This is a genomic window from Vibrio sp. E150_018, assembly GCF_053544035.1.
Genome location: NZ_JBHGNY010000016.1, coordinates 19,007 through 41,578 on the forward strand (window position 1 = coordinate 19,007; position 22,572 = coordinate 41,578).

Consider the following 22,572-nt stretch of genomic DNA (forward strand, 5'->3'; position numbering starts at 1 on the left):
AGTCGGATATTTCGAATTAAATTTTAAACCTACCTACCATTCGGTGAATTTCTGGGTGATTTTTCCTACATCAGTTTGGTTCTAATTCTGCTAATTTTCTGCGCAAAAAAATATAAAAAATTACTTGACCGTTTCTATTCACTTTCGCCAAAAATCGATGTTGTGAATAACCAAAATCCGCTAAGCAACCCCTGTCGAGGCTTACAAGCAAATTGGTTATTTTTCATAATGGAGTTATCCCAATATTTATCCACCGTTTTTGTGGATAACTGCATTTTTTATTCATAGTACGTTTATTAACATGCTTGGTTAGCAGGTATAAGTAATTGCTTAATCAATGTCTGTAGCACCAATGCCAAAGTTAAAAATGCGAGCAAAGGAAGTGTTAACCACAAAGCAAAATGCCAAGTAGGGTCTAGCTCAAAGCCCCACTTCATCAAGCTCGCCACGCTAGACTCTGCGCCGAAACTTGCTACCAAGCCTGCAATCAAAGCCATAATGCCGTATTCATACCATACAGTTCTATTAATGCGTTTTTTGCTCGCTCCTAGTGTTCGGTATAAACGAATTTCATCTTGTCGTTGTGACAAGCTCAGACGAAGTAATGTGAATATCAACAGTAAACCGGCAATCACCGCCAAGCCAGCCAATACCGTTATCGACCATACGATTTGCGTCAGCAGAACTTGGATTTTTCCAGCCATAGTTCGAATGTCCATTAAACTCACGGTTGGGAAATCACGTGCCATTTTATTTAAGAAAGCATCGGTTTGAACTTTGTTGCCTTCTGGCGCTTTAAAACTTACGAGCCAAGTACCAGGAATATCTTTAAGTACATCTGGAGAGAAAATGAAGTAGAAGTTCGGCTTCATTTCTCGCCAATGAACGTTACGAATGGTATTCACTTTAGCGGTAACGGTTTGACTGCTGATCACAAAAGTTAAGGAATCACCAATTTTTAAGCCAAGATCATTAGCCACATCAGATTCCACAGAAACAGTACCAGACTCGCCCCATTCACCTTCTAATAAATCGTTACGCTCTGGCAAGGTTTCCGCCCATGTGAAATTCAATTCACGACGTAGCGAGTCACTTTTGTCTTCACCTTCGGCATACGCTTTCGCTTCAACACCATTTATCTCACTTAAACGACCGCGAATAATTGGGTAAGCTTCTGAACGGTTTAGTTCTTGAGTATCAATTTCTTGTAGGTATTGATCTTTTTCATATGAGGCAATATTGAGCGCAAACACATTCGGCGCATCTTGAGGTAACGTTTGCTGCCAATCACTTAATAAATCGCTACGTACTAGCCAAATAATCGCAATCAGCATTAATGATAAAGCCAATGCGCCAAACTGAATGCCACTAGCAATCGAAGAACGGTTAATGCGGCTTAACGCTAATTTCAATGCTGGTGATGCAGGTAGACGCTGTAAACCTTTAACCATAAATAGGCTGATTACGCCAAGGATCACAAATAGCACTAGAATACTGACTAACACTATCCAAACCAGCATGTTGCCACCGTAAACCGACATCAACAAACCAAATGGCAATAAGATCAACAACCATGCTTTTTGAGGAATATTACCTTGGCTAGGCTGCATGACTGACGCAGCAGAAGTATTAAGCAATCCAATCAAAGGAATGCCTAACGCGGGAATACCAATCGCTAAGCACGTTCCAACTGATAACAAAAACGGCGTCAAACCATAACTAGGTAAAGGATCCGGCAAAACGTCGGTTAACGGAATACGCAATACCATTTCAAGTAACACGCCAATCAGTGAACCTAAAACGATGCCAATGGCAAACAAGCTACCAATTTGTAGGCTTAACCAACGAATTAGCCAAGGACGTTGCGCTCCTAGGCTTTTTAGCATGGCGATAGTTTGACGTCGGCTCGATACATAATGCTGACAAGTTAAGACGAGTGTTATCGCCGCCATTACAACTACAATCGCGACCGTTAACGACAAGTACTGCTTGGTTTTATTAAATACTTCTGAAGTACGGCTTTGTGAATTTTCATCTACCCAGCGATCACTCGGGGTTAACTCAATCGATTGTTTAATTTGAGAAATTTGCTGAGCATCACCGTTAATAAACAGACGAAAACTTACTCGACTGCCTAGTTGAACGGCACCGGTTTTTGCTACATCCGATTGGTGAATATACACGCTCGGCATTTGCTGAAATGGATTAAAAGCAAGCCCCGGTTCTTGCAAAACTTCACCTGTCACTTCAAAATCCGCATCGCCTATAGTGACACTGTCACCCACTTTAACTTGTAGCTGCTGCATGACTCTAGGCTCAAGCCACAATTGATTGGCTTGAACATGTGAGCTTTGCGCTGATTGGCTTTGTGTAGAATTACTTTGTGTGGATTGGCTTGATAGCACCATTTCACCGCGTAAAGGATATTGGCTATCTACCGCTTTGACTGTCACCAATTGCATGCTGTTATCGCTAAATGCCATGGTAGCAAAACGTGTCAGTGTCGCCGTTTCAACTTGCTGCTGAGCAGTTTGTGCTAATAAGCTTTCTGGTAAAGGATTTGATGAGCGAAATACCGTATCAGCCGTGAGTGCGTTCTTGCCTTGGGTTTCAATCACCTGATCCATACGATCAGCCAATGCGGCTAAACCAAACACACAAGCAATAATTAAGGTCAGCGCAATCGCAATTGGCCAAAGCTGGCCTTGCTTGATTTCACGCCAACTCCACCTTAGCAATTCTCGGTTAGGCAATGGTTTCGACGCTTGATTCATTCCCTTTCCTCCAACTCACCGGCTTGCATGTAAAAAGTTCTATCACAACGTTTGGCTAAATCATTATCGTGAGTCACTAAAACCAACGTTGTTTTGTGCGCTTTATTGAGCTCAAAAAGTTGCTCGATTATTTTCGCAGCCGTCACTTGATCTAAGTTTCCTGTCGGTTCATCAGCAAATAAAATACTTGGCTTGATCATAAAAGCGCGAGCCAATGCCACGCGCTGTTGCTCACCACCGGAAAGCTGACTTGGGGTATGAGTTAATCGATCTTTTAAGCCAACTTCTGTCAGTAATTGAGTTGCTCGTTCAATGTCTTCTTTTTCACCTTTTAACAAACAAGGTAAGGTGACGTTTTCTAGTGCGGTTAAGGTTGGAATAAGAAGAAAACTTTGGAATACAAAACCAATAGAATCACTACGCAACGCGGCACGTTGCTCATCATCAAGTGTCGATAAAGGTTTACCAAGCAAGCTCACTTCGCCTTGAGTTGGTATATCTAGCCCAGCGAGTAAGGTCATCAAAGTAGATTTACCTGCTCCCGAGGTTCCGACAATCGCAACACTTTCCCCTGCACGAATGGCTAGGTTAACCTGTTTTAATATGGTTAAATGTTCTTTCTCAGTAGAGACTGATTTAGACAAAGATTGGGCTTGGATGACTATCTTGTTCGAATCATCAAATTCAGGTGATGTGGTCGTAGACGACATTTGATCTGCATTCGAGTCTACGCTTTCGCTCTCTGCTGCTTTTGTTATAGATGGATCTTTTATAGGTGCATTTTTTATAGGTGCATTTTTTATAGGTGATTGAGACATGATGAGATTGTTATCCTTACTATTAGTGCTGTGCTTTTCTTCCGTCACACAGGCTGCGGTAAAAACCACTATTTTAATCTTAGGCGATAGTTTAAGTGCTGGATATCAAATGCCGATTGAACAAAGTTGGCCATCACTACTACCTAAAGAATTACAACAAAAAGGCATTGAAGCAGAAGTAATAAACGGCAGTATTTCAGGAGATACTACTGGAAATGGCCTGCAACGCCTTCCTTCTTTATTAAAACAACACCAACCTGATTGGGTACTGATAGAGCTTGGTGCTAACGATGGTCTACGAGGTTTTCCACCAGCGACCATACAAAGAAATTTGAACCAATTGATCGATCAAACTAAACAAGCTGGAAGCCAAGTTGCACTTATGCAAATTATGGTGCCGCCGAATTATGGTAAACGTTACACTCAAGCTTTTGCTAATTTATACCCTGAAGTAGCCAAGCAGCAAGACATTCCGTTACTGCCGTTTTTTCTGGAAAATGTCATCATCAAACCGGAATGGATGATGGAGGATGGGCTACATCCTAAAGCCGATGCTCAACCTTGGATCGCCCAGTTTATGGCGTCTCAACTCCAATCTATTTTGTGAATATAATTCCCAATATTCTTCTCCTTCGTGAATAATTAACAAAAAGTCAGCTAAAATACAGGTTGGCTTTGCTGTTTTTATAGCCAAGCATTCATGATCTGAAACAATTTTTTCTTATTTAATCTTAAAAATTCACCTTTATACCCTGTCAGCTCAATATTTCACTTTGTTGATGCCTTTATTCTAATGTTTATTCGTCACTAATAAGATTCATAGGATAACGTATGGTCATTGAACCTATCATTAAGGGCGTAGTTGCCCGCAGTGCCCATCCTTACGGGTGTGAAGCATCCATCCAGCAACAAATTAAATTCGCTAAAACTGCAACACAAATTAACGCAGGCCCTAAACGTGTTCTCATCTTAGGCGCATCATCCGGTTTTGGTTTAGCGGCTCGTATTGCTCTCGCTTTTGGCGGTAGTGATGCTGACACCATCGGCGTTTCATTTGAGCGTGGCCCTTCTGAAAAAGGTGTTGGCACAGCCGGTTGGTATAACAATGTGTTTTTTAAGCAAGAAGCCGAAAAAGCAGGTCGTATTGCCGTCAATATTGTTGGTGATGCATTTGCAAAAGAAACTCGTGAACAAGTGATTGAAGCAATAGAGACTTACTTTGAAGGCGAAGTAGACCTAATTATTTACAGTTTAGCGACTGGCATTCGTCCAAATCCAGTAACCGGTGAAAATTGGGTATCAAGCATTAAACCAATTGGTGACAGCGTCACTGGTGCAACAGTGTTACTTGAAAATGATGAATGGACGGAAACCACCATTGAACCGGCTACTGAGCAAGAAATCGAATCGACCATTAAAGTAATGGGCGGCTCTGACTGGGAATCGTGGGTTGATACACTTATCAATACAGAATCGATTGCTGATGGCTGTAAAACTATTGCCTTTTCATACATTGGTTCAGAGGCTAACTACCCTATCTACCGTGACGGTACACTAGGTTGGGCTAAGGTAGATTTACATCAAGCAAGTCACTCGTTAAACCTTAAACTCGCGAACTTCAACGGTTCTGCTCATGCCACGGTATGTAAAGCACTCGTCACTAAAGCAAGCGTGTTTATTCCAACTTTCACGCCTTATATCATCGCACTATATAAGGCAATGAAAGAAGACGGTAGCCACGAAACTGGTATTGAACAAATGCAACGTCTGTTTACCGATAAGCTTTATAGCCAAGAGAAAATACCTGTTGATGCGGAGCGTTTGATCCGTATGGATGATTGGGAAATGAAACCAAGAATACAACAACGTGTGGCTGAGTTAATGAGTCGAATGAACGCCACTAACTTTAAAGAAATTGGTGATTATCAAGGCTATAAACAAGAGTTTATGCAACTCAATGGTTTTGATATTAAAGGTGTTGATTACCAACAAGATATCGACCTAGAAGCATTAACCGCATTACAGCCTTAATTGGTATGCAATAGACCCAAGTAATTTAAGTTTAAAGTTATTTCTGAGCTGATATATACCCGAAGTAATTGAAGTTGCAATGAGGCGACAAGTGAATGAGACCCCATGAGTTTAGCTTGCCTAAATGATTGGGGCGAATGAATGCTGTCAACAAAGCTGCGGCTTAAAGTACGATGGGTATACTCTGTAAGGGGAGTTATTGCTCAACGCCTCCTTTGCCGCACTACATACTTCGTCATGGTGCAAAGGAGGCTTTTTTATATATAGCTCACTCCATATCTCTCAATTAGTATATAATCCGCACTAGTTTTATTCTTATCAAAAGCGATACCGGAACCTTATGGATACTTTGATCTTCAAACTAAAAAATATCGAAAAGCAAAACTACCGTGCTTACCAACAAATCAAAGGTCAGTATGATTTCACTGATTTCGATCTTTTTATCGATACCGTTCAAGGTGATCCACATGCTACCGCCTCTCGCTTACGTGCTCGCCGAGCTTGGTCTCTAACGGATTTACAATGGTTATTAGAACAATCTGAAGACTACCAACGCGCCGCACGTGACTATATTGCTCGCTACTTTTCACAGCTTGCACAGCCTGAAGCCTCAGTAGACATTGCCTTTAATGGCCAAAGCGTGCTTGATCACACTGCCGTAGTGTTTGACCAAGAAGGTATTGAGCTACGTTTCCGTGTCAATCTACCTGCCGATGGTCGTCAAATCCTCGGTAAGAAAGCGATTAACATTTTAACCTTCCACCTGCCTAAATTTATCCGTCGTGCGACGATTGCCCGTGAAATTGATATGGATGCGTTGAAGCGCCATTGTGAAGTAGTCGAAGATCAAGTTGCCCTACGCAAGCAACTAGCTGAAAACAACCTTGTCGCATTTGTTGCAGATGGTAGCGTGCTTCCTCGCGTATCTGGAGATTGCGATCTACCAATGAAAGAAGCTGTGACCTTTTCGGCGCCTGAATCTTTAGCCATTGAACTAAATACTCCTCATAAAGGCAACATTCGCGGTTTAGGGATTCCAAAAGGCATCACACTCATTGTCGGTGGCGGTTTCCACGGTAAATCTACCCTACTGACAGCGATTGAACGTTCTATCTACGATCATATTCCAACAGATGGTCGCGAATACATTGTCACTGACCCACAAGCAATGAAGATTCGCGCAGAAGATGGCCGTAGTGTTCACCATTTGAATTTATCAAACTACATCAACCATTTGCCTATGGGTAAAAACACGACTGATTTTTCCACTCAAGATGCTTCAGGCTCTACTTCTCAAGCTGCCTGGTTACAAGAATCTCTTGAAGCAGGAGCCACTACGCTGTTAATTGATGAGGATACCTCGGCGACTAACTTCATGATACGTGATGAGCGTATGCAAGCATTAGTCAGTAAAGGTGATGAGCCGATCACTCCATTAGTGGATCGAATTGGTCAATTACGTGATGAGCAAGGCGTTTCTTCAATTATCGTGATGGGCGGCTCAGGCGATTACTTTGATGTTGCCGATACCGTGATTCAAATGCATGACTACCAAGCATTGGATGTAACGGTTAAGGCGAAAGAAGTGGTTAAACAGCATCCTAGCCAGCGACAACTCGAATCAGAAAGTGAACTTATTCAGCACCCTGCTCGCGCCTTTAATAATACTTGTTTGACTAAAATCTTAGCGGAAGGAAAATTTCGCATTCAAGGTAAAGGCACCCATACTTTGCGTTTTGGTAAAGAGCATATTGATGTTTCCGCACTTGAGCAAATTGAATCGACCAGCGAACTTAATGCGATTGGTTGGTTATGGTTCCAGTTGTCTCAACAGCCGGGTTGGAGCCAAGATCCATCGAAGATCTTTGATAACACACTTAATCAAGATTGGTATAAATCCATGCCGAAAAATGGTGACTTAGCCAAACCAAGAACTTTAGATGTAATGGCCGTTTTAAACCGTTTACGTAAAGCGCAATTTAAAGCTTAATTAAGATATAAGGCTATCTAGATATCTTTCTAGGTAGCCTTATATCACTCACCATACCCCATCACATTCAAAGTAATTCAATATGACGTCTGTAACCAATCTCAAGTATTTGCAAGGCTACCCTGATACGGTGTTATCTCAGGTAAAAACACTGATTGAGCAAGGCAAACTCGCCAAATGGGTTGAAAGCAAATATCCACAAATGCACAACCTGAAAACTGAGAAGGCGTTATACGACTACACTATGGCGATAAAAAATCGTTATTTGAAAAAGTCATCGCCCCTTTCCAAAGTGATTTACGATCCTAAAATCCATGTTGTCAACCATGCTCTAGGTTTACACACCTTTGTGTCTCGTAATCATGGGGGGAAATTAAAAGCGAAAAATGAAATTCGGATTGCCTCTATTTTCAAAGACGCACCAGAGCCATTGCTGAGAATGTTAGTGGTTCATGAATTGGCACATATTAAAGAGAAAGAGCACAACAAAGCCTTTTATGCCCTTTGCTGTCACATGGAGCCGGATTACCACCAGCTAGAATTCGACGCGAGATTGTTTTTGACTTATAAAGAATTGGTTAGCCAATAAAAGAGTTTAATACATAGTGGTTTTCTTTTATTACCTTACTCAGATCAAGCTTACCATCTAATAGATCAGTGAAATGGGCATTACATTTCTTTTGTAGTTCAATGCTGCTAAAAGCATGAGTTGGTCGCTGTGATCATTTCAATTGGTTTTGAGTTTCATGTTTTCCTTGAATATAACTTCCAAGATGAATACTCACAACTTTTTCTGATACCAGTTCAACCACCGAAATTAAATCGGTTGGAAATGTACGAATAGTCGCTAAATCTTTAACAGATACCCAATCCACCGATTGAATAAATGCTTCATCATTTAAACCGGCTAGGTTATCAGTATGTGGTTGCCCTTCAAATTGTTCTATATGATAAAAGAGTTCCGCGTTATAGCGATTTGCCGTGGTTTCTAAAAACTCTCGAACACACAACAACTCGCCAACCTGTACTTCAAGCCCTACTTCTTCCAAACATTCCCGTTTAACACAATCTTTGGTGTGCATGTCACAGGCTTCTAAACCACCACCTGGCGGGATCCAATATTCACCAGTGAAATCTTTTACTTTAATCAATAGAACATGCTCATCTTTAATAATGATACCTGCAGCACGAATACGGTGTTTTGGTGCGTGAGTGCTCTTCTTCATCTTGGTGCCTCTAGTCATAAACTTCATAAGCGACTATTAAGATATCGAATACTCATTAGCTGGTATATTTTTATAGTCTTCACTCAAGCTAACTGTGACAGTGATCAATTCCGCACAAAGCCATCGAAACGTTTCGATGATCTATTTCACAAAATATTGACCTATAGAATGCATTATTTAAAACAATCACTATTCTTTATCGAAACGTTTCGCTGATGTCGAATATAAACCAAACTAGGTGTATCAATATGAAAAAAAGTGCCCTTATCAATTCTGAACTTTCACATCTGACTGCCACATTAGGGCATACCGATGAAATTACCATCTGCGATGCTGGGTTACCTATCCCAAACACAACTCGTCGTATTGATTTAGCACTGACACTTGGTATCCCAACTTTTGCTCAAACTGTTGATGTATTTTTAAAAGAATCACAAATTGAAGGGGTCATTTTGGCAGAAGAATTTAAACAATTCAGTCCTGAACACCACAACGCCCTACTTGCACGAATTGAAGAAGAGCAACAAATAACAGGTAAAGAAATCAGCATTACTTACATCAACCATGAAGCTTTTAAATCGAGGACTCAACAAAGTAAAGCAATCGTTCGTACGGGTGAGTGTACGCCTTATGCAAATGTAATCTTTTTATCTGGTGTCACTTTTTAAGCGAGTTATGAATATGACAAAAGCTATTTTAGAACTCAAGCAAATAGAAAAGGCGTTCCCTGGTGTAAAGGCGCTCGACAAAGCTAGCCTTAACGTTTATCCAGGACGCGTAATGGCTTTAATGGGAGAAAATGGAGCCGGTAAATCGACGCTGATGAAAGTGTTAACAGGTATCTATTCTTTAGATAACGGCAGTATTCATTATCAAGATCACCCCGTCTCCTTCAAAGGACCAAGAGATTCACAACAAGCCGGAATTAGCATTATTCACCAAGAGTTGAATCTAATACCTGAGATCAGCATTGCTGAAAATATTTTCCTTGGCCGTGAGATGACCAATGCGTTTGGTCGTATTTTATGGAGCCAAATGTATGAAAAAGCGGCAGAGCTTCTTGCACGATTAAACGTAAAACGTAGCCCAAAAACCTTATTGGGCGATCTAAGCTTAGGTGAACAGCAAATGGTTGAAATCGCCAAAGCCCTATCGTTTGAATCAAAAGTTATCATCATGGATGAGCCAACCGATGCATTGACAGACAAAGAAACGGAATTTCTATTTAAAGTGATTAATGAGCTACGCGCTCAAGGCTGTGGCATCGTCTATATTTCACACCGTTTAAAAGAGATTTTTGAAATTTGTGATGATATTACCGTATTACGAGACGGAAAATTTATCGGGGAATGCGAAGTAAAAGATACCGATGAGGATTCACTGATTGAAATGATGGTTGGCCGAAAACTTGAAGAGCAGTACCCACGTATTGCTGTGCAATCTGATGAAACTCGTCTCTCCGTCAAAGGATTAACAGGCAAAGGTATTGATAACATTAGCTTCGATCTCAAACGAGGTGAAATATTAGGCGTTTCTGGCTTAATGGGCGCAGGTCGTACTGAGCTCATGAAAATGCTCTACGGTGCCCTACCTTATCACTCTGGAGACATTTTATTAGAGGGCAACAAAATTCACCCTACCTCACCTCAAGAAGGACTTGCTTGTGGTATCGCTTATATTTCAGAGGATCGTAAAGGTGATGGCTTAGTACTAGGGCTTTCTGTCAAAGACAACATGACACTATCCGCCCTACAACACTTTAGCTCTGGAGTTCAAATTCAGCATAAAAGTGAAGTCATGGCAGTGGATGACTTTATTGATCTTTTCAATATAAAAACCCCAAGCCGAGAACAAATCATCGGAAACCTATCCGGTGGTAACCAACAAAAAGTAGCGATTGCCAAAGGATTAATGACTCGACCTAATGTGTTAATTTTGGATGAGCCTACTCGGGGCGTCGATGTTGGTGCCAAAAAAGAGATCTACCAATTAATTAATAAATTTAAAGCTGAAGGGATGAGCATCATTCTTGTTTCTTCAGAAATGCCGGAAGTGCTTGGCATGAGTGACCGGATTTTAGTTATGCATGAAGGCAAAATCAGTGGCGAATTTGACGCCAAACAAGCTAACCAAGAATTACTACTGGCTTGTGCAGTCGGTAAAAACATCAGTAAGGACGTCGCATGAGCAGCAACACTATCAATAAACCGAATACACCAGAACAACCAAAAAAACCGTTATTGAGCAAAGAATGGTTGATTGAGCAAAAGTCGCTCATTGCCTTAATCTTTTTAATCGTGGTGGTTTCCTTTTTAAACCCTAACTTTTTCACCGTCGACAACATACTCAATATTCTGCGCCAAACCTCCGTTAGCGCCATTATTGCAGTGGGTATGACTTTGGTTATTTTAACGGCTGGTATCGATTTAAGTGTCGGTTCTGTTCTGGCTTTATGTGGTGCTTTTGCCGCCAGTTTAATTGCAATGGAAGTCCCCGTATTAATTGCGGTTCCAACTGCCCTATTAGCAGGTGCTATTTTAGGTGGTATCAGTGGTGTCATTATCGCTAAGGGTAAAGTTCAAGCCTTTATTGCAACCTTAGTCACGATGACGCTTTTGCGCGGTGTCACCATGGTTTATACCGATGGTCGCCCAATTTCAACTGGCTTTACGGATGTCGCAGACAACTTTGCTTGGTTTGGTACTGATTACACACTAGGTATTCCTGTTCCTGTGTGGATCATGGTATTTGTTTTTGCTGCAGCTTGGTATGTCTTAAACCACACTCGTTTTGGTCGCTACGTTTACGCATTAGGTGGCAACGAATCGGCAACTCGCTTATCTGGTATTAATGTCGACCGAGTAAAAATTGGTGTCTACGCGATTTGTGGCTTACTTTCTGCTCTTGCGGGTTTGATCGTCACATCACGCTTATCTTCTGCTCAGCCAACCGCTGGCATGGGATATGAACTCGATGCGATTGCTGCCGTTGTCGTAGGTGGTACCAGCTTAATGGGTGGTCGTGGCCGCATTATGGGCACTTTAATTGGCGCATTGATTATCGGTTTCTTAAATAACGCGTTAAACCTGCTTGATGTCTCTTCTTATTACCAAATGATTGCTAAAGCAGTGGTTATTTTATTGGCCGTACTAGTTGATAATAAAAATAAATAATTGATTGATAATAACCGTCATTACCGACACTAAGAGCTAACAATAAGCTCCCCTACTATAAAGGAATAACAACATGAAACTTAAAAAACTAACTACTTTGCTTTCCGCTGCCATGTTAACCAGTACGATGTCGGTTGCCGCGCACGCTCAAGATACAATGGCTATTGTGGTATCAACACTAAACAATCCATTCTTCGTGAGTATGAAAGACGGAGCCGAAGCCAAAGCAAAAGAACTCGGTTACGATCTAATTGTTTTAGATTCTCAAAATGATCCAAGTAAAGAACTATCTAATGTCGAAGACCTTTCAGTTAGAGGTGTAAAAGCAATACTCATTAACCCAACCGATTCTGATGCTGTATCTAACGCGATTCGAATTGCGAACCGTGCAAATATTCCAGTATTAACACTCGATCGTGGCGCAAGCCGTGGTGACGTTGTCAGTCATATTGCTTCTGATAACGTTGCTGGTGGTGAAATGGCAGGTAAATTCATTATTGAAAAAGTCGGTGAAAAAGCCAAAGTTATTCAACTTGAAGGCATAGCTGGTACTTCCGCTGCTCGTGAACGTGGCAAAGGTTTCATGAATGCCGTCCAAAATTCACAACTAGACCTTCTTGCAAGCCAGCCGGCTGATTTTGACCGAAGCAAAGGTTTGAATGTAATGGAAAACCTACTTGCGGCTAATGGTGATACCCAAGCGGTATTCGCGCAAAATGATGAAATGGCACTTGGCGCTCTACGTGCGGTACAAGCGTCAGGAAAAGATATTTTAATTGTTGGCTTTGATGGTACCGATGATGGTATTGCTGCAGTTAAACGAGGCATGTTAGGTGCAACAATTGCACAACAACCCTCTCTAATTGGTGAGTTGGGTGTTGCCACTGCAGACAAAGTTCTAAAAGGTGAGTCGGTAGAAAAAAATATTCCGGTTCCACTTAAAGTGATTACTAAATAATCACTTAATGTGAGGGCTGAACCGCCCTCACTTTCCTCATTTTTAATGCTCATTGCTATGACGTATCTAGGTCATATCAATTCGTATTTAAACGTTATCGCCATAAGGATGATATATGAACAAGCTGATCGTTTTAGGTAGTGTTAATGCCGATCATGTACTTCAAGTTCCCTCTTTCCCTCGCCCAGGTGAAACTCTAATGGGACGTAATTACCAAGTTATTTCTGGTGGAAAAGGAGCGAATCAAGCGGTAGCCGCCGCACGTTTAGGTGCAGATATTGGGTTTATAGCTTGTGTAGGAAGTGATTCCTTTGGGCAAAATATCATTCAAAGTTTTGCGCAAGATGGAATCAATACTGACTATATATCTACCATTCCATCGACACCTACCGGCGTAGCGTTAATCCAAGTCTCAGATGAAGGCGAAAATAGTATTTGCCTCTCACCTGAAGCCAATAATGCTTTAGACCAAGATCGAGTGTCTATTTTCAAAGATCCTATCCAGCACTGTGATTATTTACTTCTGCAACTTGAAACCCCTTTAAATGGTATTGAGTCGGCTATCAAATTGGCTAAATCAAGTTCTAATTCTGGTATCAAAGTCGTTTTAAATCCAGCTCCAGCGAAAGCATTGCCGGACTCTATCCTAAATAGCATTGATATTATTACCCCAAATGAAACTGAAGCAGAAGTCTTAACCGGTATTACTATCACTGATGATAATTCAGCACAAGAAGCAGCAAATAATCTTCATGAGAAAGGTATCTCAACCGTAATTATTACTCTAGGTGCTAAAGGTGTATGGTTAAGTGAAAACCGAAAAGGTAAAATTATTCAAGGCTTTAAAGTAAAAGCGCTGGATACTACCGCAGCCGGCGATACCTTTAATGGTGCTTTTGTCACTGCGCTACTTGAAGGAATGGCAACAATACCTGCGATTCAATTTGCACATGCTGCCGCAGCCCTTGCAGTGACTCGATTTGGAGCACAAACCTCCATCCCGACACGGCAAGAAACGAATGATTTTTTAGCACTGCAAGCATGTTAATTTAGCATTTAAATTTATTTACTTTCAATCAATAGGGAATCATCACATGGCAACAATGAAAGACATAGCTCGACTTGCTCAAGTGTCGACGTCCACTGTTAGCCATGTTTTGAATAAGACACGATTTGTTAGCGAAGATATTGAAAAACGCGTAAAACAAGCAGCAAAAGATCTTAACTACGCGCCATCAGCATTAGCTCGTAGTTTAAAGATGAAGTGTACTAAAACCGTTGGGATGCTAGTGACTACCTCAACCAACCCTTTCTTTGGGGAAGTACTTAAGGGCGTTGAAAGACGTTGTTATGAAAAAGGTTATAACCTGATACTTTGTAACACTGAAGGTGACAGCGAACGCATGAAAGCCTCTATCGACACTCTGTTACAAAAGCGTGTCGATGGTTTAATGTTAATGTGCTCTACCCTTGAGGGAGAAGAAATTGAAATTTTTGAACGCTATCCGGAACTGCCTGTCGTCGTTATGGATTGGGGCCCAATGAAATATGCAAGTGATAAAATTCAAGATAACTCTTTCAAAGGTGGGTACTTGGCAACTCAGTATTTAATCGATCATGGTCATACCGACATAGGCTGTATCACTGGTCCACTACATCGTAGTCAAGCATCATTACGTTTTGATGGTTTTAAACAAGCTTTACAAGATCATAATCTAACTTTAAATAAAAATTGGATTGTGCCAGGCAACTTTGAATGTGACGGTGGCTATGATGCTTATCAAACTCTGAAACTCAATGGATCTTTACCGAGCGCATTATTCATCTGTAATGACATGATGGCACTAGGTTTAATTAATGCTGCAAACCACGATGGTGTAAAGATCCCTCAAGATCTTTCCATTATTGGTTATGATGATATCCAATTAACTAAGTACATCACTCCCTCTTTAACCACCATCCATCAGCCAAAATATCAACTAGGCAAAGCCGCGGTCGATACTTTACTCTCACGCCTTGAAACTCCAAATGCCCCTCAACAAGTGATTCAATTAGAGCCAACATTAATAGAACGTCATTCCGTAACCAAATACCCAATAAAATAGCAGATATACATCAAGCAGTATCCGAACATATTAGCTGGGAAGTTACTTGGGTATGATACCGAAGTGAGTTATTATTCACGCCGTTTTTCATTCTACCTATTTCTTGGAGCCCTCATGGCCACTGGACCTTACAATAAAAATAATCGTCATTCGCAAACAACTAATAGAAGTAATAAGTCCAGTACTCAAAAGCCAAAATCTAATAAACCCCAAGCCAATAATAAGACCGCATCATACCGTTCAAAGTCATTGATACAAAAAAAACCTATCGGATTGCATCCACGTAATCTGCATCATGGTCGTTATGATTTTGATAAATTAGAAAGTGCAAATCCTGCACTAACAGAATTCGTGATCCTAAATCCTCGCGGTGAACGTTCGATTAGCTTTAGCGATCCTAAAGCAGTGTTAGCACTCAACGAAGGACTGTTAAAAGCATATTATGGTCTAGAATTTTGGCAAATCCCACCGGGTTATCTATGCCCGCCAATTCCGGGAAGAGCGGATTACATTCATTATCTCGCCGACCTATTAAGCGCAACAAAAGAGAAAACTGATGCGCTTATCGTCGAAAATGATGAGCGAGATCCAAATGCTGGTTCAGCCAATCATAAACATACGGTCCTTGATATCGGCACAGGTGCAAACTGCATCTACCCTATTTTGGGCTCAAGCTTATATGACTGGAATTTTGTTGCTAGCGATATTGATCCGATTTCAGTCAAAACTGCACAGTTATTAATTCAGGCGAATAAGAGACTGACGAATAAAGTGAAAGTTCGTCAACAATCTAAACCAAGCAGCATTTTTTACGGCATCATCAAACCGAACGACAATTTCATTTTGACAATGTGTAATCCTCCCTTTCATGAGTCATTAGAAAAAGCACGTGAAGGCAATTTACGTAAAATAAATAACCTCAATAAAGGCAAAACGGTGCCGCTATCAAAAAATAACCAACCGGTTTTAAACTTTGCAGGAACTGAAAGTGAGTTGTGTTACGAAGGTGGTGAGATTGCTTTCTTGAAACAAATGGCCATCGAAAGTAAAGATTTTGCCAAGCAGGTATGTTGGTTTACTAGCCTAGTCTCCAAGAAAGAAAATGTGCCGTTACTACAGCAACAGTTAAAGAAATTAGGCGCAACCAATATTCGCGTCGTTGAAATGGCACAAGGCCAAAAAATCAGCCGTTTTGTCGCATGGAGCTTTTTGACGAATTTAGAGCAGAAGTCATTTTTTAATTAAGCTATCTCCTTTGTACTTGAAGTTGAAACTTTGTTAACTGCAACTCCAATTAATTTGGGTATATAATCAATAACTTCACACATAAAAATGCTCAGCAAATTCACTGAGCATTCTATTTAATCGTATCTCTTATTCGGATTATTTCGCTTTACGACGATCCGCTACCGCTTTTGCAAGTTGGCGCAATACTGTTTCTGTATCATCCCAACCAATACACGCATCGGTAATACTCTGACCATAGTTTTCAACTTTGCCATCAACCAAATCCTGGCGACCTTCGTTTAAGTGGCTTTCGATCATTACACCAAAGATAGCATCTTCACCACTCGCGATTTGAGCGGCAACATCTTCAGCAACAACCATTTGACGTTGAAATTGCTTAGAACTGTTTGCATGACTGAAATCAATCATCACTTTTTGACGTAGTCCCTTTCCTGCTAATTCTGATTTCACAGCAGCAACATGTTCAGCACTATAGTTTGGTTCTTTACCACCACGTAAAATTATGTGGCAATCTGGGTTACCTGCAGTTTCGACAATCGCAGAGTGCCCGTATTTAGTGACCGATAAGAAATGGTGAGATGCACCAGCAGAACTACAAGCGTCTGTTGCAATTTTAATGTTGCCATCGGTGCCATTTTTAAAACCAACAGGACAAGATAACCCAGATGCAAGCTCACGGTGAACTTGTGATTCGGTTGTACGGGCACCAATTGCGCCCCAACTGATTAAATCACCAACATATTGAGGTGTGATCATGTCTAAAAACTCACTCGCCGTTGGCACGCCGCTATCAGTTAAATCAAGAAGCAGCTTACGTCCCATACGAACACCATCATTGATTTGATAGCTATCATTTAAGTATGGGTCGTTTATAAGTCCTTTCCAACCTACAGTTGTGCGTGGCTTTTCAAAGTAGACCCGCATTACCACCTCAAGGTCACCTTTTAACTCATCACGTAATACTTTTAGTCGTTTAGCATATTCAAGAGCCGCATCGGTATCATGAATAGAACATGGGCCAATAACAACTAACAAGCGATCATCTTTATCTTCAAGAATATTGTGAATACTTTGGCGAGATTCAAATGTCGTATCACTAGAAGTTTCAGTGGCAGGAAACTTTTCTAAAACAGCGATTGGCGGTAAAAGTTCTTTAACTTGTTTAATTCTTACATCATCTACTTTTTGCATAACGACATTGTCCTTGTTTTGTGTGTATCTCAAGCTTTGATTCGATAAACAGTTCGAATTCTCTAATGCTTAAAATATGTTAATTTCTGTTCCTTCTAATTAACTTATCCCTACAAAAACAGAACTTCAATCATTAATTTCCATATAAGACATATTTTATACATTTTTGAAGCCACTGAGGTTCAAATTGTTCTAGCCAAATAAAAAACCACCGTATCTGATTTTGATATCGGTGGTTTTCAGTTAATAGGGCCTGTTGATCTTTGGTGATTATTTTTGCAGCGTAATGACAACCGTTTCGCCATCAACGGTAAGTTCTAAAGCATTACCATTGAGTTTATACGAGACTTCTACTTGCTTACCTTCATTCTTATTTGGAACAAGAAGCGTCAAAATATTGTGCTCTTTTGCTGATTTAAACTCTACCTCAACATGACGGTGAATTTCTAAATCTTCATATTCAGTTGGGTCAACGTCACCGAAGCCTTCTACATTTTTCACAGAAAGAATGTTATCAGCGCTTTCATTGATAAAATTCACATCAAGATGCGCAATTTCGCCACGAATAGTGAAGCTCTTATCTGCAACGTCGTTTGTGAATGTAGTGTGCATTAACCAAGTCATGTCTTTCTCTTCAGAAAGCGTTGCTTTGTCTTGCATCACAAATACTTTACCTTTCACAAACCAGATCTTGCGCTTATAAGATTCAATTTCAGGAACAAAATACTTATAAGATGCGGTGGCATCACCTTCCACGAACTTAACATCAGACTCTGTATCGTAATCGGTAATGTTACCGCCCGCTTCAATACAGTAACGATCTTGGTGCGCTTCATAACCAGTATTTTTGTTTTCGCCATATTGACCTTTACCACCAAACAGTGGAAGGTTTTTAGAGAATGTCTGACGACGCCATTTAGTATGCATATCAACGCCAAAACCACCATAATAACCTGTAATTGATGCTAAAGTTTCCCCGAACGCATGCAGAGTAAAGGCATTTTGGTCGCCATGTGAGTGGCTGATTGAACCAAACGGAGAACATTTGAATACCATATGAATATGGTTATCACGCTCAGTCATCTTGTTATGGAACGCTGCCCAACCGGTAATTGGAAAGACTTTCAATAATGGCTCATTAGACGGTACTTTTTCTTCTGGTGCATCCCAAAGAATATTGAAACGAAGATCATCATAACCAAAATCCCACCAACCGAAGTTGTAGAATTTTGTATGCGCTTCAGTATCGCGACCTTTAAGCTGGTTGTAGTACCAAACATACTCAGGTTTTTGGTTTACACCCGCATAATGCTTGATGTTATAGGCCAATTTTAAACCAGGGAAATCACCAATAGAAGATTGGTCACAAAAGCTTGCACGTTTAGAGTGTACTGGCATGCAATACAGTGGGAAATCACCTGTATTTTCGTAGAAAGTCTTATTAAACATATCTACGCCACAGTAAGCTTTCAATAGATCGAATGCTTCACCTAGGAATGCTGTTTGGGTATTCCAGTAGTCAGGACCTTCCGCCCAACCGCCATCTTCACCGCCCCATGGCGGATAGTGAACCGCGTAGTACTCAAGAGCATAAGCAATGTACTCGCCCGCTTTAGGATGATCGTGATATAAAGCAATACACGTTGGAATAATCGCAGAAGAAATCGAACGAACACCGTGGCTGTTCAATGGATTGTTAAGTAGATCAACGGTTACTTTAAGGTGGTGCATGATCTCATCAAGACGAACAACGAGTGCTTCTTGAACTTGTTGACGTTCTTCATCGGTAAAGTATGCATGTAGCCAGTCATAACCCCAAGCCATTGCCGCGATAACACGGAAAGCGGCTTCATCATTGTAACCACGAGAGGTTACGCCATCTGGATCGTACGTCGATAACTTAAGTGTCCAAGCTTTTGCTTTGGCAATCAGATCTCCGTCATCTTTCACAATACCTGCAATAGCAAGGTTACGAGTTGCATTCATCGCCATTTGGCAATCGACATACATTTGACGCCAATAAGGACGCCATAGTGATGCTTTACCTACCGTTTCTTCAGGGTAAGCTTGTGGCTCTTCATAAGGTTCTACATCTAAGAACTTAACTGTAGAATTATTATAAAAATCATTGAACATGCAGTATGAGTCGTCAGCTTTTACTTTCGCTTTAAATTCAGCAAGATTTTTTGATTGTACTAAAAGACGTGGACGCTCAGCACTCAAGTTATCTAAAAATGATAAATCAAAGTCACGCTTTTGGACTTCAATAGGAAGTAAATCAACTAAGTTACCCGCTGATGTGTCGTTTTCTAGTTTGATTTTCCTGATCGCATCAAGAGATTTTTGGTCTGTCATAGTCACTCTCTTTATATAAATTTTAAGATTAAGTTTATCTGAACTACTAAATTAATCTTATTGTATTACAAAAAGAGAAGGTGAGTAAAATAATCTAAACAAGCTTTTGTTAAAAGTGCTTAGCTCTGTCACAAAATCATACCAGTCACACTCATTAAATGATCAGAAATTGCGTAGGAAAAAAGCTTGAGACCAAGGTGAAAATTTTCAATAAGTAGTTATTCTACAACCAAAATTTTCAACGAAGTTATCGAGCTTTTTAACAAACAAGGATGAACAAATAATTAGTACGATTGGTATTAATAAAATTAATCTTATTATTGATAAGTAAAAACGCAAAACGCTGACTATTGAGTCAGCGTTATCATTGTTAATTCTTTGAGAGAACTTATTTATCTTTCATTTGAGACTGAGATTGATCACGTTGGTTTTGAAACCAAAAACGTTTTCTACCGTTTGAACGAATCATAGTTATTTTCCTTCTTATTTATCCCAAGTCACCTTCAGATGTAACATTCTCATCTTTAGATTTCTTGGGGATATACATCACTGAAATTACTCAATTATTTAGATAAAAACTGTGATGCTAATCGAATACTCAAAAATGAGCATATAAGCCGGTATTAACCTATTTATTTTGACGCTGAGTTCGAGTTTCGCTTTTAGGGAATATCGATATAACGACTCTTCGAAGACACTTTCTTTTATCGAAAGTACGGTGAACAGAATTACAACGGGACTTGATGCTAAAGCAGAGGGTCGAGTATTAATTTTTCACACTTCAAACAATGAAGTTTATAAATGGGTTATTTGGGCTTGCCTTTACCAGCTTGTTAAGCAGTGTGCTTAGTCTGGTTTTTTATTTTTGTGTTACTTCTTATAAAAACAAACGCTGACTAATAAAGCCAGCGTTTATTATATCTTCCAGTGTTAGAGATAAACTCTACACTAAAAAATCAATTATTAAGCAGGAACAACGTTCGCAGCTTGAAGACCTTTTTGGCCTTGCTCTACTTCAAAAGACACTTTTTGGCCTTCTGCAAGAGTTTTGAAACCTTCAGAAGCGATCGCACGGAAGTGTACGAATACGTCAGCGCCACCGTTGTCTTGAGTAATGAAGCCGAAACCTTTCTCTTCGTTAAACCATTTAACGATACCAGTTGTTTTAGACATATTATGTCCCTTATCTTGTGTGCAATAAATGCAGTTCATAAATGATGTCGCCAAATGCGACGGGTGCTGCGTTGAACGATTTAATGGTTTATTAAGCGAAGGGAAAATCTAAGAACAAAGACAAAAACGAAGCTGTATTTGAGGATTCTACTTTTACTAAATTGTTTCATTAATCACTCTTATCAACAGAGCGAGGTAAATAGTACAGGGTTTGAGAGAGATGTACACCTTTTTCGTACATATTATTGAAAATAAATCTTGTTTGGGTTTTTCGTCACATATTTAGCAGGCTGAGTTAGTAAAAATTATCTCAAAAATTCAGCCTACCCTTTGCCTTGTTTTGCTTAAGCTAATTGAACTAACAACCATTCCTTTACTTGAGCTAACTCTTCAGCATTCTGTGGGTATCGAATTGCAACCTCATTTAAAGCGGTCATTATCCCTTCAGCATTATAAAGCTGCCCGGTCAAAGCCTCTTGCAATGCTTCAAGCGGTGCAGGATCTAGGCTATCGGTAAACACTTGTACTTCTTCGATGTGCGCTTTCTTGACGTTAAAATGTAGCTCCACACCACCCCATTTGAAACGTTCGTCAATGTGGTGGCTAAACTCAGGCGTGTTACCAAAGTTCCAATGCCAATCTTGTTGCTTAGTAAAGGTCGCTTCAAAGTTTGGTAAATCCGGCATCGCCTCTTCGGAGATAAACTCTGGCTCGACTGTTTCGCCATAATAGTCAAAGAACGCCTGTTTGATCGCTTCACATAAACTGTCGTGGGTTAAAGTATCATCTAACTGATTGAGATTAATTACGCGAGATCGTACCGAGGTAATGCCTTTCGCTTGTAGCTTTTTCGGATCTGGGTTGAGATAGTCCGCTAAACGACTCATGTCCGCATTTAATAGAATCGTGCCATGGTGAAAGCCACGGTCCATTGTTTCTCGATAAGCAGAGCCAGAGAACTTACGCTCTCCTTCTTCTGTTTCCACTACAAGATCATTACGCCCTGTGGCTTTGCCTTCTATACCTAATGCTTTCAATGCATCTAATACAATTTGCGTAGACACGGTTTTATCGTATCCCGGCTTGCCTGCCATGAAAGTAAAGTTGCTGTTGCCAAGATCATGGAATACCGCTCCACCACCGCTTTGTCGACGAGCGAGAGTAATACCATCTCTTTCCATACGCTGAGTATTACACTCTTTCCAAGGATTCTGCGCTCGACCAATCACCACCGTATTGTCGTTACGCCACAGAAACAACACCTTTTGGTTGGCACTCATCGAACGGAAAATGGTATCTTCTACCGCTAAGTTAAATAGAGGATTGGTTGAAGTAGAAAACAGCAAACGAAGTGATGACATAAAAACTCTCAGTAGTTAATGCATTGATAACCAGATATTAACCTGAATGAAAAGCATCTGTCCTTAACCAAGATGTAAAATTTTGCTTTTCCAGCAGCTTTCCATTAACTCATTTCACGCTTGGTGGTAAGCTCCATCAATAAAAAGTAGTTTGTTGAATTAAGGAGAA

General features: G+C 40.4%; 18 protein-coding genes. 11 read left to right on the top strand and 7 right to left on the bottom strand.

Features of this window, described 5'->3' with window-relative positions; translation table 11 throughout:
- Positions 1–296 precede the first annotated feature (296 nt).
- Both ACE3G9_RS13805 and ACE3G9_RS13810 read right to left on the bottom strand, forming a co-directional pair.
- Entirely contained in the window at positions 297–2,774 is a 2,478-nt protein-coding gene (locus ACE3G9_RS13805; protein ID WP_449219443.1) for an ABC transporter permease, read from the bottom strand.
- Positions 2,771–3,484, bottom strand: coding sequence for an ABC transporter ATP-binding protein (locus ACE3G9_RS13810; RefSeq protein WP_449219444.1), 714 nt, complete (start codon positions 3,482–3,484; stop codon positions 2,771–2,773). The genes ACE3G9_RS13805 and ACE3G9_RS13810 overlap by 4 nt, the downstream gene beginning before the upstream one ends.
- A gap of 106 nt (positions 3,485–3,590) precedes the next feature.
- On the opposite strand from ACE3G9_RS13810, the gene tesA reads away from it, so the two are divergent.
- From tesA to ACE3G9_RS13830, 4 genes are all read left to right on the top strand, one after another.
- Positions 3,591–4,199, top strand: a complete 609-nt coding sequence (gene tesA / locus ACE3G9_RS13815; RefSeq protein WP_417880837.1) for a multifunctional acyl-CoA thioesterase I/protease I/lysophospholipase L1 — start codon at positions 3,591–3,593, stop codon at positions 4,197–4,199.
- 224 nt (positions 4,200–4,423) lie between these two features.
- On the top strand, positions 4,424–5,623 hold the full coding sequence (gene fabV / locus ACE3G9_RS13820) for an enoyl-ACP reductase FabV (RefSeq protein ID WP_449219445.1): 1,200 nt from the start codon (positions 4,424–4,426) through the stop codon (positions 5,621–5,623).
- 340 nt (positions 5,624–5,963) lie between these two features.
- Positions 5,964–7,613, top strand: coding sequence for a P-loop domain-containing protein (locus ACE3G9_RS13825; RefSeq protein ID WP_449219446.1), 1,650 nt, complete (start codon positions 5,964–5,966; stop codon positions 7,611–7,613).
- A gap of 82 nt (positions 7,614–7,695) precedes the next feature.
- On the top strand, positions 7,696–8,202 hold the full coding sequence (locus tag ACE3G9_RS13830; RefSeq protein ID WP_417880840.1) for a M48 metallopeptidase family protein: 507 nt from the start codon (positions 7,696–7,698) through the stop codon (positions 8,200–8,202).
- Between the two features lie 133 nt (positions 8,203–8,335).
- On the opposite strand, the gene ACE3G9_RS13835 is transcribed toward ACE3G9_RS13830, so the two are convergent.
- The gene (locus ACE3G9_RS13835; protein WP_449219447.1) at positions 8,336–8,839 is read right to left on the bottom strand and encodes an NUDIX domain-containing protein; all 504 of its coding nucleotides are present in this window, start codon (positions 8,837–8,839) and stop codon (positions 8,336–8,338) included.
- Positions 8,840–9,087: 248 nt separating this feature from the next.
- Here ACE3G9_RS13835 and rbsD point away from each other — a divergent pair, with 248 nt between their 5' ends.
- The 7 genes from rbsD (at position 9,088) to rlmF (ending at position 16,320) form a co-directional block, all read left to right on the top strand.
- Positions 9,088–9,507, top strand: coding sequence for a D-ribose pyranase (gene rbsD / locus ACE3G9_RS13840; protein ID WP_449219448.1), 420 nt, complete (start codon positions 9,088–9,090; stop codon positions 9,505–9,507).
- A 13-nt stretch (positions 9,508–9,520) separates the two neighbouring features.
- On the top strand, positions 9,521–11,026 hold the full coding sequence (gene rbsA, locus ACE3G9_RS13845) for a ribose ABC transporter ATP-binding protein RbsA (RefSeq protein ID WP_417880844.1): 1,506 nt from the start codon (positions 9,521–9,523) through the stop codon (positions 11,024–11,026).
- Complete coding sequence (rbsC, locus tag ACE3G9_RS13850; protein ID WP_449219449.1) at positions 11,023–12,012, top strand: ribose ABC transporter permease; 990 nt, start codon at positions 11,023–11,025, stop codon at positions 12,010–12,012. The genes rbsA and rbsC overlap by 4 nt, the downstream gene beginning before the upstream one ends.
- 73 nt (positions 12,013–12,085) lie before the next feature.
- Entirely contained in the window at positions 12,086–12,970 is an 885-nt protein-coding gene (gene rbsB, locus ACE3G9_RS13855; protein ID WP_417880845.1) for a ribose ABC transporter substrate-binding protein RbsB, read from the top strand.
- Between the two features lie 115 nt (positions 12,971–13,085).
- A complete protein-coding gene (gene rbsK, locus ACE3G9_RS13860; protein WP_417880846.1) occupies positions 13,086–14,018 on the top strand; it encodes a ribokinase in 933 nt (310 codons plus the stop codon).
- A 46-nt stretch (positions 14,019–14,064) separates the two neighbouring features.
- On the top strand, positions 14,065–15,075 hold the full coding sequence (locus tag ACE3G9_RS13865; RefSeq protein ID WP_417880847.1) for a substrate-binding domain-containing protein: 1,011 nt from the start codon (positions 14,065–14,067) through the stop codon (positions 15,073–15,075).
- Positions 15,076–15,189: 114 nt separating this feature from the next.
- A complete protein-coding gene (gene rlmF, locus ACE3G9_RS13870; RefSeq protein ID WP_449219450.1) occupies positions 15,190–16,320 on the top strand; it encodes a 23S rRNA (adenine(1618)-N(6))-methyltransferase RlmF in 1,131 nt (376 codons plus the stop codon).
- A 138-nt stretch (positions 16,321–16,458) separates the two neighbouring features.
- On the opposite strand, the gene aroG is transcribed toward rlmF, so the two are convergent.
- The 4 genes from aroG to ACE3G9_RS13890 form a co-directional block, all read right to left on the bottom strand.
- Positions 16,459–17,514, bottom strand: coding sequence for a 3-deoxy-7-phosphoheptulonate synthase AroG (gene aroG / locus ACE3G9_RS13875; protein WP_417880849.1), 1,056 nt, complete (start codon positions 17,512–17,514; stop codon positions 16,459–16,461).
- Between the two features lie 270 nt (positions 17,515–17,784).
- Positions 17,785–19,869 carry a DUF4962 domain-containing protein gene (locus ACE3G9_RS13880; RefSeq protein WP_449219451.1) on the bottom strand — a complete coding sequence of 695 codons (2,085 nt, stop codon included), beginning with the start codon at positions 19,867–19,869 and terminating at the stop codon, positions 17,785–17,787.
- 963 nt (positions 19,870–20,832) lie between these two features.
- A complete protein-coding gene (cspE, locus tag ACE3G9_RS13885) occupies positions 20,833–21,042 on the bottom strand; it encodes a transcription antiterminator/RNA stability regulator CspE (protein WP_017025742.1) in 210 nt (69 codons plus the stop codon).
- Between the two features lie 344 nt (positions 21,043–21,386).
- Positions 21,387–22,403: a lipoate--protein ligase gene (locus tag ACE3G9_RS13890; RefSeq protein WP_449219452.1), complete on the bottom strand. Its 1,017-nt coding sequence runs from the start codon at positions 22,401–22,403 to the stop codon at positions 21,387–21,389.
- Positions 22,404–22,572 lie beyond the last annotated feature (169 nt).

Bases quoted from the DNA above. Each gene is read 5' to 3' on its own strand.
- ACE3G9_RS13805 (WP_449219443.1), bottom strand. From the start codon at position 2,774: ATGAATCAAGCGTCGAAACCATTGCCTAACCGAGAATTGCTAAGGTGG.
- ACE3G9_RS13810 (WP_449219444.1), bottom strand. From the start codon at position 3,484: ATGTCGTCTACGACCACATCACCTGAATTTGATGATTCGAACAAGATA.
- tesA (WP_417880837.1), top strand. From the start codon at position 3,591: ATGATGAGATTGTTATCCTTACTATTAGTGCTGTGCTTTTCTTCCGTC.
- fabV (WP_449219445.1), top strand. From the start codon at position 4,424: ATGGTCATTGAACCTATCATTAAGGGCGTAGTTGCCCGCAGTGCCCAT.
- ACE3G9_RS13825 (WP_449219446.1), top strand. From the start codon at position 5,964: ATGGATACTTTGATCTTCAAACTAAAAAATATCGAAAAGCAAAACTAC.
- ACE3G9_RS13830 (WP_417880840.1), top strand. From the start codon at position 7,696: ATGACGTCTGTAACCAATCTCAAGTATTTGCAAGGCTACCCTGATACG.
- ACE3G9_RS13835 (WP_449219447.1), bottom strand. From the start codon at position 8,839: ATGAAGAAGAGCACTCACGCACCAAAACACCGTATTCGTGCTGCAGGT.
- rbsD (WP_449219448.1), top strand. From the start codon at position 9,088: ATGAAAAAAAGTGCCCTTATCAATTCTGAACTTTCACATCTGACTGCC.
- rbsA (WP_417880844.1), top strand. From the start codon at position 9,521: ATGACAAAAGCTATTTTAGAACTCAAGCAAATAGAAAAGGCGTTCCCT.
- rbsC (WP_449219449.1), top strand. From the start codon at position 11,023: ATGAGCAGCAACACTATCAATAAACCGAATACACCAGAACAACCAAAA.
- rbsB (WP_417880845.1), top strand. From the start codon at position 12,086: ATGAAACTTAAAAAACTAACTACTTTGCTTTCCGCTGCCATGTTAACC.
- rbsK (WP_417880846.1), top strand. From the start codon at position 13,086: ATGAACAAGCTGATCGTTTTAGGTAGTGTTAATGCCGATCATGTACTT.
- ACE3G9_RS13865 (WP_417880847.1), top strand. From the start codon at position 14,065: ATGGCAACAATGAAAGACATAGCTCGACTTGCTCAAGTGTCGACGTCC.
- rlmF (WP_449219450.1), top strand. From the start codon at position 15,190: ATGGCCACTGGACCTTACAATAAAAATAATCGTCATTCGCAAACAACT.
- aroG (WP_417880849.1), bottom strand. From the start codon at position 17,514: ATGCAAAAAGTAGATGATGTAAGAATTAAACAAGTTAAAGAACTTTTA.
- ACE3G9_RS13880 (WP_449219451.1), bottom strand. From the start codon at position 19,869: ATGACAGACCAAAAATCTCTTGATGCGATCAGGAAAATCAAACTAGAA.
- cspE (WP_017025742.1), bottom strand. From the start codon at position 21,042: ATGTCTAAAACAACTGGTATCGTTAAATGGTTTAACGAAGAGAAAGGT.
- ACE3G9_RS13890 (WP_449219452.1), bottom strand. From the start codon at position 22,403: ATGTCATCACTTCGTTTGCTGTTTTCTACTTCAACCAATCCTCTATTT.